Source organism: Actinomyces sp. Marseille-QA0893 (genome assembly GCF_976954355.1).
The window spans coordinates 231,648-252,647 of record NZ_CDRJSY010000003.1 but is presented as its reverse complement, the minus strand read 5'-3'; the positions used below and the strand labels follow the sequence as shown (position 1 = coordinate 252,647).

Here is a 21,000-nt window from a genome sequence, read left to right as displayed (position 1 = left end):
CTCAGCGGCTCCTTTGGCGTGAAATGAGGAATTGAATGAGCGAGATGAAGACCATCAGCACGAAGAGCACCAAGGACATTGCCGAGGCGTAGCCAAGCTGGGTATCCCTAAAGCCCGTCTGGTAGATGTAGCGCACGAGGACGTCCGTTGTTCCACCGGGGCCGCCCGCGGTCATGATGTTGACCTGACCGAAGATTTGGAACGAGGCAATGATCTGCGTGACCAGAACCAAGACCGTCGCGTGACGAAGGCCCGGAAGGGTGATGTTGACGAATTTTTGGAAGGAATTCGCGCCGTCCAAGCTTGCGGCCTCGTACAGCGTCGGATCGATGTCTTGAAGGCCCGCACCAAAGAGGATGAGGTTGAAGCCGACCGTCCACCATACGGTTGTTACAACGATTGCGGTCATCGCCCACTGCGGATCCGAAAGCCACGAGATGGTCCCCCACCCCATGTATTCGGTGAAGCGCGCGACGATACCGCGCGAGGGGTTAAGCATGTATCCCCAAATCAGGGTGGCAACCGAGACCGGAAGAACGTAGGGGACGAAGAGCGCCGCGCGATAGAAGGAGCTTGCGCGTCCGCCTCGTTGAAGGAGGAGCGCGTAGATCAGGCCGAGGCCCGCGATGATCGGCGTCGAAACCAGGGTAAATATCGCGGTGTTCTTCATCGCGTTCCAAAAACGCGGGTCAGACCAGGAACCGCCATCACCGGGATGGATTCCCAAGATGATTGCCGCAGCGATCAAGGTGACGATCAAGAGGATGCGCCCCGAGTTCAGATCGCGTTCACGCACCGCCTTGACGGCCACATACACTCCGCACACCAAGCAAAGCAGTCGGACCATCCACATCGAAGTGATATCCCAGACCAGGCCGGTACCGCCGAGCATGTGGGTGTAGTTTTCAAGCCCGATCCATTCGCGGGTGCTGCCCAGTAGGTCCCAGTTGAAGAAGGACATGAGGACAGCCTGGACGACCGGGAAGAGGATGAAGATTCCATAGAAGATCAGGAAGGGGAGCGTGAATGCAAAGTTCACGGCCCATCTGCGCAGGACACGAGGCTTAGGCATTGTGATCACCTTCGAAAGCCAGCGACACGGCACTGCGCTCGTCGGTACCTACCACCGCGCTGGCCTCGACAATTGTGCGAGGCCGGATCTGTCCGCTCTGCTGGGCGGAGCTGGTGACGAAGCCACGAATCACATCCAGCGGGAGCTTCGGAGTGCGGTTTTCGTCGGCGAGGCCGTTTGTTTCTTGGCGGGTGTCGGTCAGCTGCGTGTAGCAGAAGCCCGCTAGGATCGGGGAGGCTTCGAGGGCCTCGAAAAGTCCACTCACGCGTTCTTCGTAGGCCTGGGCGTTGGGGACAACCGCGTAGCCCCATGCGTCTTCCGCGTCCAGCGGCAATGAGATTCCGCCGAATTCTGTGACCATAACGGGACGGTCATCGCTCCATGGCTGGCCCAGAAGGATTTTGCGTCCCTGTGGGCCGACTCCGTTCACCAGCTCTGCAATCGATTCACGGTCGGCGTAGTTGACGCGGAGTTGCTCGCCGTAGACCCCGTAGTCGTGAGTTGTGATGATCGGGGTTTCCAGCTGTTCCCAGCCATCGTTAGCGATGACTGGGCGAGTTCCGTCGAGTGCCTCGGTGAGCGCGACGACCGAGCGAACGAAAGCCTGTTGGCGCGGCGAGGTGACGATGAGGTCTACTCCCCAACTTTCGTTGAAGGGCACCCACACGATGACGCTGGGGTGGTTGCGATCGCGCAGAACAAGATCGTGCCATTCCTGCGTGGTGACGCTGACCGCTCGGTCGCTGAAAGCGTAGGCCGAGGCGGATTCTCCCCAGACCATCATTCCCATACGATCGGCCCATGTCAGGGTTCGTCGATCGGCGCTGCGTTCGTGGATTCGCACGAAGTTGAAGCCCATGTCTCGGGCAAGTTCCAGGTCTGCTTTCAGCGCCTCGGCACTTGGTGCAGTGAAGTAGGAGCTCGGCCAGTAGCCCTGGTCGAGGATGCCACGCAAGTAGGTGGGCTGGTGGTTGATCTCGAGGTAGCGGTGCGAGAGGTGGACATCGCGGATTCCCACGTAGGAGACGACCTCGTCTTCACCCACGCAGATGCGCGCGTTGATGAGGTTGGGGTGGGCGGGCGACCACAGCAGCCGGCCCCATTCCTGACGGTTTGCCAATGCGGGGATTTGTGCGACGAGGCGGAGCTGGCCTGAGTGCGCACGGACCATCGTTGCCGCCAAGGTGGCGCCCGCGAGGTCAAGGGTGAGGCTTGCCTCGATGGCCTCGTGAGTGCCCGTGTTAAGCGGGAGGCCAGCACACTCCACATCGCAGGTCACTTGGGCTTCTTCGATGTCCCATGACCAGGTCAGCGAGCGAACGTAGTTTGCAGGCACGACTTCCATCCACACATCGCGCCAAATTCCGACGACGCAGTGGTACCAAATACCGTGGGGATGTTCTTGCCAGTCTTGCTTGCCACGAGGCTGATCAACCGCGTCAAGGCGATCGTGCGCCCTCACAACGATTTCGAAGCCTGCGTCGAGGTAGTCACTGGGGTCAATCTCAACGGTGAAGGGAGTGTAGCCACCTTCATGATGGACGAGGTGAAGTCCGTTGACCCACACGTCGGTTGCGAAATCGACGGCCTCGAAGTGAATGAGGAGGTGGGGGCGGTGGCCTGCGTCAGCTAGGCCGGCGTCTTTGATTTCTTCAGGCGTGACGCGTCTGCGATACCAGACAACATCGGAGTGCTCTCCACTCCACTGACTGCTGGGGCTTCCGGGAGGGAAAGGAACACAGATTGTGTGCGAGAAGTGAGCACCGGGGAGGTGCCATCCCAAGGTAAGGCCTTCATCGGTAGGATCCGTTGCGAATTCCCATTGGCCGCCTAGGTTCAACCATGATTCACGGCAAAGATCGGGGCGAGGATAGTGCGCGTCGCTCCATGCTTCAAAAGTGTCTACGTTGACCTTCATGGAATTATCATGCAGGATTTTCCAAAAAATTGCAACGTAGCAAATTATCGCAATCTCTCCAGCAGATTCCCTGATTTTTCAGTAGACTAGAGCCTATAGCCCCTGATAACTCACATCCTGCCGCGATTTTATCGGAGACGGACATGAAAGCTTCACGGCCTAATATGCGCGATGTTGCGCAACTTGCCGGCGTCTCACAGCGCACCGTTTCAAACGTAGTAAATAATTTTCCGCACATCTCCCCTGCTACGCGGAAGGCAGTTGAGGACGCAATCCGTCAACTGGGTTACCGACCGAATATTGCTGCGCAGCGCCTTCGACAGGGACAGACCCACACCTTGGCACTGGCAATTCCCAACCTCGCATGGCCCTACTTCGGGGAACTCGCGCACCTGATCCAAGAAGAGGCGCGGCGTAGCGGATATTCGATCATGGTTGTCGAGACTGCCGGTTCGCGCGAACATGAAGTCTCGGTCCTGCGCGACTTCCGCACCAACCTTATCGATGGACTCATCCTCTCCCCCATCGAACTCGACCTCGAAGGCCTCAACCAGCTCGAGTTGGACGCGCCGCTGGTGCTGCTCGGCGAGAGGATCCAGGATGCGGGTATCCCGCACTTTTCAATGGATAACGTCTCCGCGGCCTCGGAAATGGTCCACCATCTCTACGACCAGGGAGCGCGCAGTTTCCTGGTTCTGGGATCGACGCACACGCAGGCGACCTCCAGCGCGGGCGCACTTCGCCAACGCGGGATCGAGAAGGCACTTGCCGAGCTCGGCTTGGACTCGTGGGCATGGCGCAGCGTCGAAGTTTCCCCGTGGACCGCAGGTGGAGCGCAGGAAGCACTCTCGCAGTGGCTGGAGTCCAACAACCTCCCCGATGCGATCTTCACGATGAACGACCTCCTTGGGATTGGCGCACTGCGCGCGCTTGCCGAGGCGAATGTGCGCGTACCCGAGGACGTGCTGGTCTCCACGTGGGACGATACGGTTCTTTCACGCTTCTCAACGCCAACGTTGACCACGATCACGCCCGATACTCATGCAATTGCTCGCGAGGCCGTCCAGGGGCTGATTGCGCTTATTGAGGGGCGCGGGGGTGCGGGTGGAAAGCAGGCGCGCGAAGCGAATGGAAAGCCCAGCAGCGAGGAAGGCGCCGCCTCGCCAGGGGAAGAACCTCAGGGCGTGGCAGACGTAACGGTCTCACACACACTGACGATCCGCCGGTCAACCCTTCGGGCTTAAGCTCCCTCATTCCTGTTTTAGCTCGCACACCTACGGCCTCAGAACAGCAATAGGACAGGAACGAGTGAGCTAAAGCAGGAATATGCGTGCGGGAAAGTACCCGAGACACACGTGTGGGCAGACCCGAAGGCCTGCCCACACGAGAAAACTGCGAAAGAACACTCAGAGGTTCAGCTGGATCTTTCGGCCAGGAACGGCCTCGATCAGCTCGCGAGTGTAATCCTGAACTGGGTTGTCGAAGAGAGCATCGGTCGTATTCGCTTCGACCAAGCGTCCCTTCTCCATGACCACGACATCATCAGCGATCTGGCGAACAACAGCCAGGTCGTGAGTGATGAAGAGGTAGGACAATCCCAGCTGGGCCTGCAAATCGTTCAGCAGGTGCAGAATCTGGTTCTGCACGAGCACGTCCAGAGCAGACACGGCCTCGTCCAGGACAATCACTTCGGGGTTCAGTGCAAGCGCACGCGCAACAGCTACGCGCTGACGCTGACCACCGGAAAGCTCGTTCGGGTAACGACGCATGGCGCTTCGCGGCAGAGCAACCAGATCGAGCAGCTCGGCGACGCGAGCTTCGCGCAGCTTCTTCGGGTTGAGTTTGCGCTTTTCGGCGGCGGTTAGTTCGCGCTTTCCGTCGGAGGCTTCGACGAGCTTCGTCATCCACTCTTCGGGGTCGCGGCCGGTCGCTTGTGCGCGCGCGATCTCCTGCTTGGCGTATGCCAGGGTGCCGTAGCCGTGGATCTTCAGCGGCTCTTCGATGATTCGGTAGATCGAATACATCGGGTCGAGCGAACCGTAGGGGTTCTGGAACACGGCCTGGAGGCGACGACGCAGCGCAAAAAGCTGTGCCTCGCTGTACTCCGAGGTGTCCTCACCGTCGAAGAAGATCTTGCCCGAGGTCGGCTCCAGCAGGTGGAGGATCATGTTCGCGGCAGTTGACTTACCCGAACCAGATTCACCCACGACCGCCAGAGTCTTTCCACGACGCAGCGTGAATGAGACATCATCGACCGCAAGAAGCTTCGCGGCCTCGCCCTTCGCGCCACGGATGTGGAACTCCTTGGTGAGGTGTTCGACGCGAATCATTTCCTCGCTCGAGGCGTTCTTCGCCGAGCCAGTGAGTTCTTCTTCCGTGTGCGTGATGCCGCGCGCGTGAGCGGACTCAATACGTGCCGAGGCCAAGGACGGGGCCGCGGACACCAGGCGCTTCGTGTAGGGGTGCTGCGGGTGCTGGAGGATCTCCAGAGCAGGACCGGATTCCACGATGCGACCGCGGTGCATAACGACGAGCTGTTCGGCGCGCTCAGCGGCAAGACCCAAGTCGTGGGTAATGAAGAGCACTGCCGTGCCCATTTCCTTGGTGAGCGTCTCGAGGTGATCGAGAATGCGACGCTGAACAGTCACGTCCAGTGCGGAGGTCGGCTCGTCAGCAATGAGCAGCTTCGGACGAGAAGCAAGACCGATTGCGATCAACACGCGCTGACGCATACCGCCCGAGAACTCGTGCGGGTACTGCTTTGCGCGGCGCTCGCCGTCGGGAAGGCCGGCCTGTTCGAGCAGCTCGGTGACGCGCTCCCCTGCTTCGGAGCGGGGAACAATATTGTTCGCCAGCAGGGCTTCCTTCACCTGCGTGCCCACGCGAAGAACGGGGTTCAGGTTACTCATCGGGTCCTGGGGAACCAAGCCAATGCCGGATCCACGCAGTTCGATCCATTCCTTGGAACTCATCTTGGTGAGCTCCTTGCCGTCGAACTCGATGGAGCCGCCGGTTACCTTACCGGTGCCCGGAAGCAGGCCGATAACGGCAGCGGCTGTGGTCGACTTACCCGAACCGGACTCGCCGACGATTGCGACGGTCTGACCGGGGTAAATGGTCAGGTTAGCTCCGCGAACGGCGGGAACAACACCGGTCGAGGTCGTGAAGGTGACCTCAAGGTCGGTGATCTTCAGCAAGGGGTTGGCGTCGTCCGGGTGGACTTCGACCTTCTCAGCGCCTTCGAGGATGACCTCGGTGACAGTCTCTTCGAATTGTTCTTCGTTCACTTCTTCGCCTTCGGGTCAAGGGCTTCGCGAACGGCGTCACCCATCGTGATGAAGCTGAGCACGGTCAAGGCCAGTGCCATAGCGGGGTAGAAGAGAACCATCGGTGCCTGCCTCAGGTTATCCTTCGCCTGCGAGATGTCAGCACCCCAAGACACCACCGTCGGGGGAAGACCGATGCCCATGAAGGACAGCGAGGCCTCGGCGACGATGAAGGAACCAAGAGCAACCGTCGCGTAGACGATGATCGGCGCCATGGAGTTCGGGATGATGTGGGAGAGCAGGATCCGCCAGCGAGATGCACCGGTCGCCTTCGCAGCCGTCACGAATTCTTCGTTCTTGGCGCTCATGACCGAACCGCGCGTAATACGTGCGATCTGAGTCCAGCCGAACATCGACAAGACCAAGATGACCATCCAGATGTTGCGGTGCTGCTTGAACATCTGCATGAAGACGATTGCTGCGAGCAGCAGAGGGACTGCGAAGAAGATGTCGGTGACACGTGAGATCACGGCGTCGATCCAACCGCCAAGGTAGCCGGCGATGGAGCCAAGAGTTGCACCAATCAAGACGACGCAAATCGTCGTCAGGACGCCGACGGAAACCGAGGCGCGTGCACCGTAGATGACGCGAGCGTAGATATCGCAGCCCTGGAAGGTGTAGCCGAAGGGGTGTCCGGCCTCGGGCTTGCCCAGAGAGTGCGAGAGTTCGCAGTAGTCGGGCTTAACGCTCGTAAAAAGCTGTGGGAACGCAGAGATCAAAACGGCAATAACGATAATGACCGCAGCGATCCAGAACAGGGGACGCTTGCGCAGATTCTTCCACGCTTCACCCCACATTGAGGCGGGTGCGGACTCATCGGCAACGGCGTCAACTGCGCCCAAACCGGTCTCATCAATATCCGAGACGTAGTGCTCCTGACCGGCGCGAGTACGCGAAATAGCTTGCGAAGGGATGAAATCACTCATAGCGAATCCTCGGATCAAGAACGGCGTACAGCAGGTCAACAAGGAGGTTTGCGGTGATGTAAACCATGACCAGGACTGTCGTGAAGGAGACAACGGTGGCGGGCTCACCGCGGACGATGGACTGCCACAAGGTACCGCCAACGCCGTTGATGTTGAAGATACCTTCGGTGATGATCGCGCCACCCATGAGGCCACCCAAGTCGCCACCGAGGAAGGTTGCGACGGGGATCAGCGAGTTACGCAGAATGTGGCGCGTCATGACGGTGCCTTCTTTCAGGCCCTTGGCGCGAGCGGTACGCACGTAGTCGGCAGAGACGTTTTCGGACACCGATTGGCGCGTGAGTCGGATGACGTATGCGAGAGAGGTTGCGCCTAGCACAATTGCAGGCATCGTCAATGACTTCAATGAAACAGTACTTGCCGTTGGCGGGAAGATACCCCACTTGATGCCGAGGAAGAACTGCATGAGGAAGCCGATAACGAAGGTCGGCACAGAAATGACGACCAGCGAGAGAACCAGGACCGTCGAGTCGAAGATACCGCCGCGACGCACACCCGCAATAACACCGAAGAGAATGCCGAGAATAGCCTCAATCAACAGAGCGTAAATGGCCAAGCGGATGGTGATCGGGAATGCGGTTGCCAGTACCTCGGTCACCGGTCGACCGGAGAAGGTCTTTCCGAAGTCAAGGGTGAAGATGCCCTTGAGGTAGAGCAGGTACTGCAGCCAGAAAGGCTTATCAAGGTTGTACTCTTCGCGGATTCGAGCTGCCGCAGCCTCGGTCAAGCCCTTATCGCCACCGAGGGCCGCGACGGGATCACCTGGCATCAGGTAGACCATCGCAAAGATCAGGAACGTTGCTCCAAAGAAGACCGGGATGGTCTGTAGGAGACGTCGTCCGATGTATCGCAGCATGGACAGGTCCTTTTAATACATGCGTTTACGAATGGTTTTCGCAAACTTGTCGGGGTTCATCAAGATGAACGGGATTTCACATGGGTCGCACACTCTACAAGCCTGAGGCCGAAAGCAGGTACACGACACTACTCATGCGTACTACTGATCATAGTAATGCAAAGAAGTGGTAAATGGTCAATCGTGTGTCTTTAATTACGCGCACACACGTCCATTTCACGAGATGTCATGAACAACTGTGGGGTGGAAGCCTCATGACCTCCACCCCACAGTTTTTCCGCCTATGTTCAGCGGGGAAGAACTATGTTCAGTTCTTGGTAATCGCGAAGTACTGCACAGTCGAGTTCCAGGTGAACTGAACGTTGCTCACCTTGGTGGACCATGCACCGTTGGTGTTCGAGTACCAGGTCGGGATGATCGGCATATCCTCGAAGAGCAGCTCTTCGGCCTTGTACTGAAGGTCAAGTGCCTCGGTAGGCGAAGCGGACAGCGAGTCGCTCAGGTACTTGTCAAACTGACTGCTCTTCCAACCGGAGTAGTTGGAGGAAGCGTTCGAGGAGTAGGTCGGGAAGAGGAAGTTGTAGACCGAGGGGTAGTCAGCCTGCCAGCCCTGACGGAACGCACCCTTGGTGGTGCCGGCCTTCATATCGCCAAGCAGCGACTTGAAGTCTGCGTAGGCATCGCCTTCAGCCTCAATACCCAAGGTGTTCTTGATGGAGTTGCAGGTTGCGTCAACCCACTGCTGGTGGCCACCATCAGAGTTGTAGGAGATGAGGAACTTGCCGCTCCACGGAGAGATGGCGTTGGCCTGCGCCCACAGTTCCTTAGCCTTCTCGGGGTTGTAGTTCAGAACCTCAGAACCCTTCAGGCCTTCCTTATAACCTTCAATTGCGGGGGAAGTGAAGTCCTTGGCGGGGGTGCGGGTGCCAGCGAAGACCGTCTTGACGATCGAGTCACGATCGATAGCCATTGAGATGGCCTTGCGACGCAGCTTGCCTTCTTCACCGGAGAAGTGCTCCAAGCGCTCAGGAATAGTGATGTACTGAATGACAGCTGCGGGCTGGTTAGCAGTACGTCCGGACAGTTCCTGCTGGTAGCTGGAGAAGACCGAGGTCGGGACGCCATCGAGAACGTCGAGGTCGTTGGAGCTCAGGTCAGCGTATGCAGCATCGAGGGACTGGTAGAAGACGATGCGGAGGCCGCCGTTCTTCGCGGTACGAGGACCAGAGTAGTTGGGGTTCACGGCCAGATCGATCTGCTTGGAGTGCTGCCATGCATTCTCGCCGTTCGGCATGTAGGGGCCGTTACCCACGGGGTGCTCGCCACCGTTCTTGGGGTCTGCCAGAGTCGAGTCAGGAAGCGGAGAGTAAGCGGTGTAGCCCAAGCGCTTCATGAAGTCCGACTCAGGGCCCTTCAGCTTGACGACGAAGGTGTAGTCGTCAATGATCTCCAGGCCACCTGCCATATCGCCAGCGCCGTCATCGTCGGTGCCAATAACATCAGCGAAGAAACTTGCGGAACCCAGGTTCTCCTTCGTGGCCATCTTCCATGCCTCGACGAAGTTCTTTGCCAGAACGGGGGTGCCGTCGGAGAACTTACCATCGGCGCGGAGCTTAATGGTCCACTCGGTGTTGTCAGAGTTAGGGGTGATGGACTCTGCAGCGTCCAGCTGGGTCGAGCCGTCAGCCGCGTAGTATGCGGGGGACGAGAAGATGCTGGAGACGATGCGGCCACCACCGGTCTCATTGGTGTTCGCCGGGATCAGCGGGTTCTGGGGTTCAGAACCGTTGACCACGACAATGTTGTCCGTAGAGCCACCGGACGAAGAACCACCATTGGAACCGGTGCTGCCAGAAGAGCAGGCGGTCAGTGTCAGACCAAGGACGGCGGGCACTGCCAGCCAAGACCTCTTGAGGTTCATAAGGATTCCTCCTATTAGGAATGCTGTTCATCAGAAGTGCTGATGACCGAGAGCATAGCCGACTTTCTTCCCAAAAACTTCACGTGTCCATGATTTAAACATTACATTTCGATTACGATTGTCAAGATTTGGTAAAGAAGATTCTTTGAGAATAGTGCTCATTATGTCAACCTATGCCATATATCACAGGGGTATCAATTTTGCTTCCTCGTCAACCATTGATACCCGTTCCGATCAGGCTTATTGCCTAGTCAACAGCCCGCTAAATGGCGCAGAAATATAGCTTTCAGCACGAACTAACCCCTGCCGTAATGAACTGAAACAGACTAATCTAAACAATGCAGGACTCGCCGCCTCGGGGACTGCAGCCGGATATTTGGTCTTGCTTCAGCGGCCCAAATATCCGGTTAGACGTTACGGGGTTGGCGGTTGCGGCTGCTCAGCCGCAACCGCCCGCCTTAACGCATCTCCGTCTTCGCCGCACCAACGGGGGATACCCGCCGGCACATCATCCAAAGCGCCTGAGGAAATCGCTTCAAAAGTACCGTGCGCCATCAATTGCTCGATCTGCGAGAGCGAACGAATAGCAATTCCCGCAACATTGCGCGGAAATTCCCGCGCAAATTCGGCATAAATCTCAGGATCATGCTGTCCGTCATCACCGACTAAAATCCACCGGATATGCGGGAAAGTTCGACGTAAACGACGAAGCTCGCGCCTCTTGTGTTCCATCCCAGAGCGGAACCACCCGGTATTCGAGGGCCCAAAATCCGTCATGAGCAAAGCACCCATTGGATAGTCAGCACGTCGCAAAAACTCACGCAAGCCGGGAACCAAGTTCCACGGTCCCGTCGACAGGTACATGACTGGCAGCTCACGAGGCCGCGCTCCCCCACGTCCACCGGTGTTCTTTCCCCGGGCGAAGATTGGCATCTCTCGACGAGAAAGTTTACGTAAGAAACGGGCCATCCCAGGCACGGCCTCGCGCTGAGAAACACGCTCCATCAGCGCATGCTTTGCAGCTGTGAGAAGTCGCGGAATCATCGAGACAATGATGGTGTCATCGATATCGGAAACCACACCAAACTCTTCATCATTGCCAATCACGCGCAAAGAGACATCAACCGATTTTGCTGCGCGCACTCGCCCCAAAACACGATCATCATCAGCGCTGTGAACGCGGAACAACTCGCCGCCCGCGCTGAGCTCACCTTGGCCAAGCTGAGACAAATGGAAAAGCTTCTCACCCTCTTGCAAACCCAGTTTTGCGACATCACAGGCGTTCAAGGGCTGAATCGAAGCAGTATGCCATCCCGGCGCCAAACCGTGTCCCTCAAGATCAATATCGATGTATCCGCCACGGTCACTGAAAGCAAGAGTTTGTGCCTGACCAAAAGTCACGACAACAGGTTGGCCGGGGACCTGGGCATCGAAAAACTGACGCCAGCCGCGACGCTGGCTGAGCCACGAACGCTCACCACCGCGGTCCTCCATAATGACTCGAGCCATGACGCGAGCCGTTTTTTCGGAGGCATAACCGCCAAAACCCACGATCCCAGGGTAGAAACCCGCCCACCCCAGCAGGCCTGCGAGGCCTCGGGAAGTCGCCTCGTCAAGGGAAGCAGCGACGGAAAGCGCGAGGGATGGGGTTTCGTTATCGATCATCTCAATCCTCATCCAAAACTTCGCGCTGGTGTTCAGCCTCCTCCTGGGCGGATTTGAGGAGAGACTTCTTGAGGGTCGGCAGGCCAACAACCATACCCAGAACCATAAGCCAAGCAAAAATCGCAATCATCACGTAGGCACCGGTGGAACCATAGCGGTCAACTGCCGGTCCAGAGGCGGAAGAACCAAGGGAAACACCCAAGTTAATCGCCGTGCTCAGCCATGCCAAGCCCTCGGTTTGACGATGGCGAGGAACCGACTTCGTGACCATCATGTTGACGTTCGTCATGGTAGGCGCGCAGGCAATGCCACTGATCAACATGATGATCCCCAGCGAGACCAAAGAGTTCGCCAGCAGATATGCAGTCATTCCAATGGCAAGGGCAACAACGCCGACTGCGAAGAGCTTCCACAGGGGGTGGCGCCAGCTTCGCGCGCCATAGAGCAGGGCAGAAATGAAGGAACCGACGGAGAACATGGCCAGCAAAACGCCTGAAAGCGCCGGAACCCCGAGCTCCTTCGTGAATGCGACAACCGCGATATCGTTTGCTCCGAATTGCGCGCCCATTCCCGCGTAAGTCAGCATGAGGACGATCATTGCGGGGAGCAGAAGCAGAGAGCGCTGAGGGGCCGAGGCCGCGGCGCCAGTAGCAGTCCCCTTGCCTCCGTCTTCGGAAGTGGATGCCTCCCCCGCCTCGTCAAGGTGGACGGGCGAACGATGGGATACGGGAACCGGCTCGGAAGAGCGCTGTCCCAAGAAGAGCGCTGCTCCGAGGATAAGGAAGACGATGGAAACGGCAACACCCGTTGTTGGGTGAAGAGCAGTACCCAAAACCGTTGCAACCACGGGGCCAACGATGTAGACAAACTCGTCAACTGCGGCCTCCAATGCGAAGGCACTATTGAGCTGGGCAACGGTGTCAGTCGCGCGAATCCAACGTGCACGAACCAGGGCACCCGGGGAACCCCACGTGGCTCCCGCAATACCTGCCGATACGAAGAGGATCCATGTGGATGCAACCTCTAAGGTTGCAAACAAGAGAACGGTGGTCGCGATAGCAGAAACCGCGAAAACCGGTCCCATGATTTTGAGCTGTCCATAGCGGTCAACCAGTCGTGCCCACATCGGTGCGGTCACCGCCAAAGCGATGATATTGATCGCCGAGACCACACCGGCAAGGGTGTAGTTTCCATATGCCGTTTGAATCGACAAAATAATCGAGATCGGCATGATGGACATGGGTAGACGCAAGATGAACCCAGCAGCCGAAAAACGCCAGGCGCGGTTCAGACGAAGAATTTCCCCATAAGTCGACAGCACTGTGTCAGTTTATGCGCTTCCACGCACCTTTGACACTCTCCACGCGTATGGTGCCGCGCACCCTTCAAAGCGCGTAAACAGCGCTTGGCCTAGACCATTTCCGCGCCGCGTACGCTTCGTCCGTACCGCGCGCCACGGCTTAGTTCGTCACTTCAATCTTTCCGTGAGCCCCGGCCTCGGCAAGGCTCATGATGTGGTTGACGAAGGTGTAGGTCCCCGGCTCCTTGAAAGAAAGCTCAACGAAACCGCCCTGCGCGGGAAGCATGGGGAAGGTCTGAGATCCCCCTCCCCCACGGCTGATGGCATTACCTCCGTCGATGAGCGTGTAGCCACCCTCGTCCCAGACGGTGTCGAATTGTCCACCAACGATGTGGAAGGACATGGCGGTATTTGGGCCCGAATCCATCAGCCAGAAACGCACGCGCTCGCCGACCTTCACTTTGAGGGGGTGCGCATCGTACTGGAAGGGACGGCCATTGAATGCCTGCAGGTCGGGCATCATCGAGGCGATCTTCGTGGCGCTTGCGGTTCCGCCGTTATCCCCCAGATACAGCTCGGTCGCAACCATCGCATACTCGTGGTCGACCGGGCGCAGATCGCTGGGGTCAATAATCACCGCACCGGTCATGCCGTTGGCAATGTGCATGGACATGGGATGCGTCGAGCAGTGGTACATCCAGATACCGGCTGCCTTCGCAGTGAAGGTGTATTCCAGCGTCTGCCCGGGATCGATCGTCTTCATGGCCTCATCCGGCGCAATATCGCCGGCGTGGAAGTCCAGAGAATGCCCCATGGTCCCTTCGTTTTTCAGGGTGATGTGGAAGGTATCGCCGATCTTTCCACGAAGGGTGGGAGCGGGCGTGTTCCCGTTGAAAGTCCAGACCGTCCGGCTGACATCCTCGCTCAGGTTCTGCACGATATCGTCGCGGGCAACCAGGGTGTAGTAGTGGTCTTTTTCTTCCGAGGCCGGTGCAACTTCAGCGGGATAGGGATCGACTTTCGCTGCGTAGGCTCGCAGTTGGTCTGCAGTTGGGATTCCCGTTCCCGTTGCAACCTCGTGGTTGTGGGAGGCGCCGCCAGAGTGTGAGCCCGCTGATGCAGAGCCGCCCGGTGCTCCATCGGCGAGAATGCTCAGCGTCATTCCCATCTCGCGATGCCCCGGCAGTGAACACCAGCCCTCAGTGTTGGCAGTGATCACTCCAGCGTCCAGTTCTGCGCTTGCTCCGGGGGCCAGAGAGCCGGTCGTTTGCCCATTGGCCAGGACCAAATCGTGGCGTTGTTCAGCGGTGTTCGTGAAAGTAATGTGCAGTCGGTTTCCCGCCGGAACGTGGATGACAGAGGGAGTGAAGGACATCCCTTGGACGCCGATTTCCACGTGGGTGGTTTCACCGGTTTCTTTCACCTGCGTTGCCGAGGCCGCGCTTGAGTGTGCCCCCGCAGTTGCGCCCGTCGTGCCCAGGTTTGATCCTCCCGCGAGAACGCTGGCAACCACGAGAGCCACAACTGCGCCAAGGCCAGTGAAGACCATCGCTGCCCGCGAGGGCCCGGTGTTTTCTTCGCTCATTGAACCTGCCTACTTTCACTCAGGGTTTCACTGCGGGCACGGCGCGCCCGCGCTTGAGTAACGCCAGTTTTTGCATAGATAACGACATCGATGACGAATGTTGCGATCACAAGGAACCATCCCGCCATTCGAAGCACGTGAACAGAGGGGGTATCGCCTGCGAAGAACAGAAATAGCTCGAGGATCAGTGCGCTGTTTCGTAGCCCCAAACGCAGGGGAAACTGCCAGTCGATGATTGCGATACCGATTCGAACGATGGAGGGGCCACCGCCGATCACGACCGGCATCAGATAGGACAGAGCGCCTTGGAAGAGCTGAGCAAAACCCGCGATTCCAATGATGGGAAGCCACATGAGGGTGAGCGCACGAAGCTGAGAGGGAGTGGAGACGAACAGCGCCGCCACTCCTAGAGCGCACACTCCCACGCTGATCCACAGCAGACCAAGCAGGAATGACCAGGCGGAATACTCACGCGGACCTTTATTTCGAAGGACTTTCGCGTAAGGGTAGACGATCCCGACAATTGCGCATGCCCCGACCGCAAGGATCCCCGCTCCGACCAGGGGCATCACGCCCAGAAGGGCACCAGCGATTGCAAGAAGCAAGCTCAAACACCAGGGAAGAAGAACCCGCACACCGCCACTGACTGCATCGGGAGACATCCGAGTGCGCAGAATTGTCGGCCCCAAGGTAATGACCGTTCCACCTATCGTGAGACCAACCCATCCCGCAACGCCACTGAGGGCGTGAGCAAGGGTCAGGCGATCGCGCATCGCGACCATGGCCTCGGGAATGGACGGTGAAAACATCGTTACGGTGACAAAGGAAGCCAGCAGCGCGGCAAGAACAAAGAACGAGGCCGAGCACACGTAGTAGCGCACGACGACGACGAAGCGGGAAGCCAAGCGTTCGCGAAGAACCGACAGCATTTCAGCGCCGTGCCACGCGGCGACTGCGGCAATTCCGGTCGCAGCGATCACTGTGCCGACCATCCATCCCAGCCACATTGAGACAAAGAGCGAGGCGAAGAAGGCATTGAAAATCAGGACGCGGATGGTGTTGTGTCGGCGCGCTCGCGGGTCATCAGCGGACAAGCGCGCCAGAGAGCGCGCGAAGAACCACGACCACTGAAAAATCCCATTGCTTAAGACACCCAGGGTCACCAGGTGAATCATGGTCCACAGGGGTTGGGGCATCCGGCTTTTAGCGACCAGCGTGGCAATCGCCATTGCGACCGCGATCATCATCCAGATCGAGGTGAAAGTGTCAGTGCGCTGTCGAGCAGTTTTTGCGGGAGTCAGCGTGGATGCGGAAGGCGAAGCAATCTCAGGCATGAGTGCTCCGCTCGCGCCTCGTGTTCGCAATGGTCACGCTCGCCGTCGTGACGACAAAAAGGAGGAAGGCGCACACGCCCAGCGTTCCCCCAAAGCGCCAGGGAAGCGCAGCCTCGCGCGCACCAGAAAGGAAACGGATCAGCAGGCTCAAGTGGAAAAGAGCCAGGGGAACCCACATCGCAAGGTGATAGGGAACCTCGCGGCGAATCACCGAGGGGATGATGACCGGCGCGTGCGCGATAACCATCGAGACCGCGAAACCCACGGTCAGGGCGTGGACAATCGCATCGTAGCCGTAGCCGGAGAAGGTCGGGGGTGTGGTAATCCACAGAGCGGCCGGGAGCATCGTCCACCCGTATCCCGCGAGCATCGCGACCGCAGAAAGACGCGGAATTCCAGGGATTTTGATCGTTTTGAGAGCGACATCGTGATATCCCATGTCGATCGCAAGGGCTGCGAGGGAGATCCCTAGAAGCGGGTAGGCGACAAGGGGAACAATCAGCGTGAGCGCAAGCGAGATGACCAGTGCCCCGATCCAGACCAGGATTCGTTTCTCGGTTGTTTCACTGAAGGCAAGGCGCGCTAGTTCCAGGCGCTCGCCAACGATAGTGAGGAGCAGGAAGAAGAGCCACCAGGGCATGATGAGGGCGACTTCCAGTCCTCGCATCCATAAGAGAATCCCGCACAGGCCGACGCAGGAAGCGACCAGCTGGATCAGGACTGCGTAGGAGGCCTGGCGTTTTCTCCAGACATGCCGATAGATCATGATCAAGGTGATCATGGAGAGTGTCCACAGCACCGCTGGGAGCATCCGCTGGGATTGGTATCCGGGAAGGGTACGGCTCAGGTAGGCCGGAAGCGGCAATGCAGCAATGAAATTAGCGACCGCGCGGCTTTGAGAGATGACGATGGCCGCAATTCCCGCGAGCGCCGAGGCTGCCGGGGAAAGGTATGCCCAGCGGGAATTAATTGCCACCGCGCGTTCTAAACAGATCGCTGTTCCCAAGAAGCCATAGACCATGAGGATTCCGTGGATTGCACCCAAGTCCGTTGAGCTCACCGGAGCAAGGGCTCCCAGGCGGACAAGAGCTGCGTCAAGCCCCGCTAGAAGGGCAAGTGCCGCCCCCATGAGCAGGATCATTCGAGGCCAGGGAAAAGGCGGGCGTGCAGAGGTTAAGGTATCCGCACCTTCGCGCGTTTTCTCCACCATTTTTACCGGACCTCTCCTGCTTTAATGAGACCCCTTAAAGGTACCGGTCAGCAGGCTCTTTTTCCACCAAGCCGCAAATCCTGAACATGAATAACGAAAGGGGTGCGGGGCCACAACACGACCCCGCACCCCTCACAAAGGTTATGAACGCGAACTCAGCCCTTCAAGGCCTCACTCACCAGTTGCTTTGCCGCTTCCTGAACCTGAGCAAGGTGCTCGGCTCCGCGGAAGGACTCGGCGTAGATCTTGTAGACATCCTCAGTACCCGAGGGACGAGCCGCGAACCACGCGACATCGGTCGTCACCTTCAGGCCACCGATCGCCGCGTCGTTGCCCGGAGCGCGCACGAGCTTAGCGGTGATCGGATCACCGGCCAGTTCGGTTGCAGAGACATCCTCAGGAGACAAAGCGGCAAGCTTTGCCTTTTCTTCACGGTTCGCGGGTGCATCAATTCGTGCATAAGCCGAAGCTCCGAAGCGTTCGACCTGTTCCTCGTGCAGCTGCGAGGGGGTCTTACCGGTAACGGCCAGAATCTCAGAGGCCAGAAGGGCCAGGATGATTCCGTCCTTATCGGTGGACCACACGGTGCCATCCTTGCGAAGGAAGGAGGCTCCTGCGCTTTCTTCACCGCCAAAACCGAGCTCAGCGCTGACCAAACCTGGAACGAAGTACTTGAAGCCGACGGGGACCTCGACCAGTTTGCGGCCGATGGAATCAGCAACGCGGTCGATGAGTGCCGAGGACACCAGGGTCTTACCGACCGCCGCATCCGCGGGCCAGTTCGGGCGGTGCGTGAAGAGATACTCGATCGCAACTGCCAGGTAGTGGTTCGGATTCATCAAACCATCGGGGGTCACGATTCCGTGACGGTCCGAATCGGCGTCATTTCCGGTCGCGATGTCGTAGGGAGTGTTTCCGTTTTCATCCGGAGTCATCGCATTACGCAGCGAGGCCATCGCATAGGGAGAGGAGCAGTCCATGCGGATCTTTCCATCCCAGTCCAGGGTCATGAAAGACCAAGCGGGGTCAACGGTGGGGTTGACCACGGTGAGCTCAAGACCGTAACGCTCGGCGATGGCTCCCCAGTAGTCGACCGACGCACCACCGAGGGGATCGGCGCCAATGCGCACGCCGGCCTCGCGAATCGCATCGATATCGATGACCTGGTCAAGTTGGTCGACGTAGTAGGCAAGATAGTCGAAGCGGTGGATGCAGGGGTGATCCAGCAGGTCCGAGCCCAAAACGCGATCGACGCTGCGCCAACCCTTTTCAAGGATTTCGTTGGCGCGCTTGGCGATCCACGAGGTCGCATCAGAGTCCGCGGGTCCACCGTGAGGCGGGTTGTACTTGAATCCGCCGTCACGAGGCGGGTTGTGGCTGGGGGTGACGACGATACCGTCGGCCAGTCCCTCCCCCGTCGTGCGCAGGTGCTTGGGTGCACCATTTGCACCGAGAATCGCAACAGAAACCGCGGGGGTCGGGGTGAAAGATCCGCGTGCGTCAATGCGGACATCAACCTTATTGGCGGCCAAGACTTCCAGGGCGGTTCGCCATGCGGGTTCGCTCAGTGCGTGGGTGTCGCGACCAATAAAAAGCGGGCCGTTGAAGCCCTGCTCGGCTCGGTAGTCGACGATTGCCTGGGTGATCGCAACGATGTGTGCTTCGTTGAACTTGCCATCGAATGCGCTACCGCGGTGTCCGGAGGTACCAAAAGACACCCGTTGATCGGGGTTTGAGGGATCGGGTTCGATGTCGTAATACGCAGAAATCAGCGCATCAATATCGGTGAGGTCTTCAGGAAGGGCAACAGTGCCAGCTCGATCAAACATGCTTTTAGTCTGCAATGTTTCCCTCAGGCGTGCAAGAGAGTCCACATAGAGCACAATCATGAGTAAATATTCGTTAAGCTCCGACACCTTGGACGCCCTTGGGATAAACTCGGTCAGGATGTCGCTTTCGCAACGACGCTGACAGTGACAGGCATGGACGGCAAAGGAGAACCCCATGGGCTGGTTGGATTCAATCGAGCACAATCGCTGGCTTTCAGCGCAACTTCAAGCACTGATTGCAGAGGCAAAAGTGAGTACAACACCTTCAGGCTTCAGTGAAGGCCCAGAAGGTGAAGAACCCAGCCCGCGCGCTCAGTTCACCCTCAGCGCTCGAATGCTCCACGCCTTTTCTTTAGGGACTCTCTTGGGGCTTCCCGGTTCTCGCCGCTACGCCGACCACGCAACACACACCTTGCGTCGCGTAATTGACGAGCACCTGAAGGGACTGCCCGACCCAAGCGCCGTTGATGAAGAAGAAAACACCGACTCGGAATCTTATAAGGCCGAAGTTCGCGGCGGCGACATTGACTACCAGCTCGATAACGCCCTTTTAATCAGCGCGAGCGCTGCGGCCGCGGTTGCGAATCGCCCCGGCGCACACGAACTCCTATTGGAGGCTCTTCACGAACAGGAACGCCGCTGGCTAGTGCCGAATTCGCTGGTCTACGGCGCAATCGCCTCGGGAAGCACACAGCACAAGGCTCCGATTGTCTCCCTGGGGACCCTGGCCTCGACAACCGAGGCCTACCTTGCCGCCGCTGAAGCGACCGCCGACCCCGTGTGGATCGACCGCGCAGAGGCGATCACCCTTGCGGTCGCGCGCATGGGAAACGAGGCCTCGTGGAGGCTGGGCGAATACATCGATATCGAGACCTCCTCCCCCGTCGCCCAAGGAGAGCAGGGGTGGGCAAAGAAGTGGGAACACTGGTCCTCAACCCCCGTTCTTGAGGGAGTACAGATCGGTACCCTGCTGCGCTGGGCGCGTTTGTCGATCCAGGTCCGCGCTGCGCTGCGTTCCTTGGGAAGGAAACCCGATGATGCCCTTCTCGAGGCCGCGACCGAGTTCTTTGAGCGTGCTCGCGTCGACGGCTGGAGGCAGCTGGGGCATGCCGGCTTTGTCACCTCTGTTGGTTTCGATGACCACGAGAAGCAGATCCTGGATAATCGCCACTACATGTGGGTTGCTTGCGAGGGCGTATGCGCCGCGGTTTCTTTGGCGCGAGCGCTTCGCGATGACGGCGCCAGCGAGGGTGAAGTCGAACACTATGAGCACTGCTATCGTTCATGGCTCGATTTCATCAATGATGAGCTCATTGTCCGTCCGGGACAGTGGCTGCACGTTCTCTCGTTTGACAATCAGGTGACTGAGGAGTCGGTCCCGCGCAGTGGCGATATTGCGTGGGCAATTCAGACCGTATTGATTGGCCGCATTCCAATGTGGCCACCTTTCGCTTCGGCCATTTCACGAGGCCTGTTAGACCATCCGGAAGAGGCTCCAGCTGACCGTCGCTCCTGGGTTCCTTTCCGTCGGCGTCACTGAAGAATATTTGGGGATCTATTACATATTCGGGAAGACGAATGTGCGAATAGTTCAAGATCCGCTATGATTGGCGGGTCTGGAGGGCTGACCGAGTGGCCGAAGGTGACGGTCTTGAAAACCGTTGTGTCAGCAATGGCACCAGGGGTTCGAATCCCTTGCCCTCCGCGGTTCCGACAACAATAGGGTCGCAACGCGTTTCGCGTCCGCGAGGAAAATGCCTTAGAGTAGTCGGCATTGGAGACGTCGCATAGTCCGGTCGAGTGCGCCTCCCTGCTAAGGAGGTAGGGGTTCACGCCCCTCGCGGGTTCAAATCCCGCCGTCTCCGCAGATAGCCCCGAGTTTTCAAGGAAAACTCGGGGTTTTTCTTTGCCTATTTCAGTAGGCTGACACCTTGTTGCGCCGTCATTAACTTGTCTGAGCGTTTTTCGTCACAATGATGAAATACACAAACAATTGCC

The 21,000-nt window shown here is 58.3% G+C and carries 14 protein-coding genes and 2 tRNA genes; 4 read left to right on the top strand and 12 right to left on the bottom strand.

Annotation, left to right across the window (positions count from 1 at the left end):
* Nucleotide 1 precedes the first annotated feature (1 nt).
* Together ACWNMW_RS05465 and ACWNMW_RS05460 are read right to left on the bottom strand one after the other, a co-directional pair.
* Nucleotides 2-1,072: a carbohydrate ABC transporter permease gene (locus tag ACWNMW_RS05465; RefSeq protein ID WP_449490297.1), complete on the bottom strand. Its 1,071-nt coding sequence runs from the start codon at nucleotides 1,070-1,072 to the stop codon at nucleotides 2-4.
* Nucleotides 1,065-2,990, bottom strand: coding sequence for a glycoside hydrolase family 2 protein (locus tag ACWNMW_RS05460; RefSeq protein WP_449490296.1), 1,926 nt, complete (start codon nucleotides 2,988-2,990; stop codon nucleotides 1,065-1,067). Before ACWNMW_RS05460 ends, ACWNMW_RS05465 begins: the two co-directional genes overlap by 8 nt.
* A 143-nt stretch (nucleotides 2,991-3,133) precedes the next feature.
* Here ACWNMW_RS05460 and ACWNMW_RS05455 point away from each other — a divergent pair, with 143 nt between their 5' ends.
* A complete protein-coding gene (locus ACWNMW_RS05455) occupies nucleotides 3,134-4,234 on the top strand; it encodes a LacI family DNA-binding transcriptional regulator (RefSeq protein WP_449490295.1) in 1,101 nt (366 codons plus the stop codon).
* Nucleotides 4,235-4,396: 162 nt separating this feature from the next.
* On the opposite strand, the gene ACWNMW_RS05450 is transcribed toward ACWNMW_RS05455, so the two are convergent.
* From ACWNMW_RS05450 to pgm, 10 genes are all read right to left on the bottom strand, one after another.
* Nucleotides 4,397-6,238, bottom strand: coding sequence for a dipeptide ABC transporter ATP-binding protein (locus tag ACWNMW_RS05450; RefSeq protein ID WP_449490311.1), 1,842 nt, complete (start codon nucleotides 6,236-6,238; stop codon nucleotides 4,397-4,399).
* A gap of 35 nt (nucleotides 6,239-6,273) precedes the next feature.
* Nucleotides 6,274-7,242, bottom strand: a complete 969-nt coding sequence (locus ACWNMW_RS05445; protein ID WP_448750921.1) for an ABC transporter permease — start codon at nucleotides 7,240-7,242, stop codon at nucleotides 6,274-6,276.
* Nucleotides 7,235-8,158 carry an ABC transporter permease gene (locus ACWNMW_RS05440; RefSeq protein ID WP_072457231.1) on the bottom strand — a complete coding sequence of 308 codons (924 nt, stop codon included), beginning with the start codon at nucleotides 8,156-8,158 and terminating at the stop codon, nucleotides 7,235-7,237. The genes ACWNMW_RS05445 and ACWNMW_RS05440 overlap by 8 nt, the downstream gene beginning before the upstream one ends.
* 307 nt (nucleotides 8,159-8,465) lie before the next feature.
* Nucleotides 8,466-10,079 (bottom strand): peptide ABC transporter substrate-binding protein, encoded by a 1,614-nt coding sequence (locus ACWNMW_RS05435; protein WP_449490294.1) that lies wholly within the window; start codon nucleotides 10,077-10,079, stop codon nucleotides 8,466-8,468.
* 414 nt (nucleotides 10,080-10,493) lie between these two features.
* On the bottom strand, nucleotides 10,494-11,744 hold the full coding sequence (locus tag ACWNMW_RS05430; RefSeq protein ID WP_449490293.1) for an App1 family protein: 1,251 nt from the start codon (nucleotides 11,742-11,744) through the stop codon (nucleotides 10,494-10,496).
* Between the two features lies 1 nt (nucleotide 11,745).
* Nucleotides 11,746-13,065, bottom strand: a complete 1,320-nt coding sequence (locus ACWNMW_RS05425) for an MFS transporter (RefSeq protein ID WP_449490292.1) — start codon at nucleotides 13,063-13,065, stop codon at nucleotides 11,746-11,748.
* 139 nt (nucleotides 13,066-13,204) lie between these two features.
* Nucleotides 13,205-14,629, bottom strand: coding sequence for a multicopper oxidase domain-containing protein (locus ACWNMW_RS05420; protein ID WP_449490291.1), 1,425 nt, complete (start codon nucleotides 14,627-14,629; stop codon nucleotides 13,205-13,207).
* Nucleotides 14,626-15,963 carry a hypothetical protein gene (locus tag ACWNMW_RS05415; protein ID WP_449490290.1) on the bottom strand — a complete coding sequence of 446 codons (1,338 nt, stop codon included), beginning with the start codon at nucleotides 15,961-15,963 and terminating at the stop codon, nucleotides 14,626-14,628. The genes ACWNMW_RS05420 and ACWNMW_RS05415 overlap by 4 nt, the downstream gene beginning before the upstream one ends.
* Nucleotides 15,956-17,173 carry a hypothetical protein gene (locus ACWNMW_RS05410; protein WP_449490289.1) on the bottom strand — a complete coding sequence of 406 codons (1,218 nt, stop codon included), beginning with the start codon at nucleotides 17,171-17,173 and terminating at the stop codon, nucleotides 15,956-15,958. Before ACWNMW_RS05410 ends, ACWNMW_RS05415 begins: the two co-directional genes overlap by 8 nt.
* Nucleotides 17,174-17,328: 155 nt before the next feature.
* On the bottom strand, nucleotides 17,329-19,002 hold the full coding sequence (gene pgm, locus ACWNMW_RS05405) for a phosphoglucomutase (alpha-D-glucose-1,6-bisphosphate-dependent) (RefSeq protein WP_449490288.1): 1,674 nt from the start codon (nucleotides 19,000-19,002) through the stop codon (nucleotides 17,329-17,331).
* 175 nt (nucleotides 19,003-19,177) lie between these two features.
* On the opposite strand from pgm, the gene ACWNMW_RS05400 reads away from it, so the two are divergent.
* The 3 genes from ACWNMW_RS05400 to ACWNMW_RS05390 all read left to right on the top strand — a co-directional run bounded on the left by ACWNMW_RS05400 (nucleotide 19,178) and on the right by ACWNMW_RS05390 (nucleotide 20,867).
* Nucleotides 19,178-20,542: an AGE family epimerase/isomerase gene (locus ACWNMW_RS05400; RefSeq protein ID WP_449490287.1), complete on the top strand. Its 1,365-nt coding sequence runs from the start codon at nucleotides 19,178-19,180 to the stop codon at nucleotides 20,540-20,542.
* 78 nt (nucleotides 20,543-20,620) lie between these two features.
* Nucleotides 20,621-20,707, top strand: a tRNA-Ser gene (locus ACWNMW_RS05395).
* 71 nt (nucleotides 20,708-20,778) lie between these two features.
* Nucleotides 20,779-20,867, top strand: a tRNA-Ser gene (locus ACWNMW_RS05390).
* Nucleotides 20,868-21,000 lie beyond the last annotated feature (133 nt).

Excerpts from the sequence above, each read along its gene's own strand:
- pgm (WP_449490288.1), bottom strand. The coding sequence starts at position 19,002 with ATGTTTGATCGAGCTGGCACTGTTGCCCTTCCTGAAGACCTCACCGAT.
- ACWNMW_RS05460 (WP_449490296.1), bottom strand. The coding sequence starts at position 2,990 with ATGAAGGTCAACGTAGACACTTTTGAAGCATGGAGCGACGCGCACTAT.
- ACWNMW_RS05455 (WP_449490295.1), top strand. The coding sequence starts at position 3,134 with ATGAAAGCTTCACGGCCTAATATGCGCGATGTTGCGCAACTTGCCGGC.
- ACWNMW_RS05465 (WP_449490297.1), bottom strand. The coding sequence starts at position 1,072 with ATGCCTAAGCCTCGTGTCCTGCGCAGATGGGCCGTGAACTTTGCATTC.
- ACWNMW_RS05440 (WP_072457231.1), bottom strand. The coding sequence starts at position 8,158 with ATGCTGCGATACATCGGACGACGTCTCCTACAGACCATCCCGGTCTTC.
- ACWNMW_RS05415 (WP_449490290.1), bottom strand. The coding sequence starts at position 15,963 with ATGCCTGAGATTGCTTCGCCTTCCGCATCCACGCTGACTCCCGCAAAA.
- ACWNMW_RS05430 (WP_449490293.1), bottom strand. The coding sequence starts at position 11,744 with ATGATCGATAACGAAACCCCATCCCTCGCGCTTTCCGTCGCTGCTTCC.
- ACWNMW_RS05410 (WP_449490289.1), bottom strand. The coding sequence starts at position 17,173 with ATGGTGGAGAAAACGCGCGAAGGTGCGGATACCTTAACCTCTGCACGC.
- ACWNMW_RS05445 (WP_448750921.1), bottom strand. The coding sequence starts at position 7,242 with ATGAGTGATTTCATCCCTTCGCAAGCTATTTCGCGTACTCGCGCCGGT.
- ACWNMW_RS05420 (WP_449490291.1), bottom strand. The coding sequence starts at position 14,629 with ATGAGCGAAGAAAACACCGGGCCCTCGCGGGCAGCGATGGTCTTCACT.
- ACWNMW_RS05435 (WP_449490294.1), bottom strand. The coding sequence starts at position 10,079 with ATGAACCTCAAGAGGTCTTGGCTGGCAGTGCCCGCCGTCCTTGGTCTG.
- ACWNMW_RS05400 (WP_449490287.1), top strand. The coding sequence starts at position 19,178 with ATGGGCTGGTTGGATTCAATCGAGCACAATCGCTGGCTTTCAGCGCAA.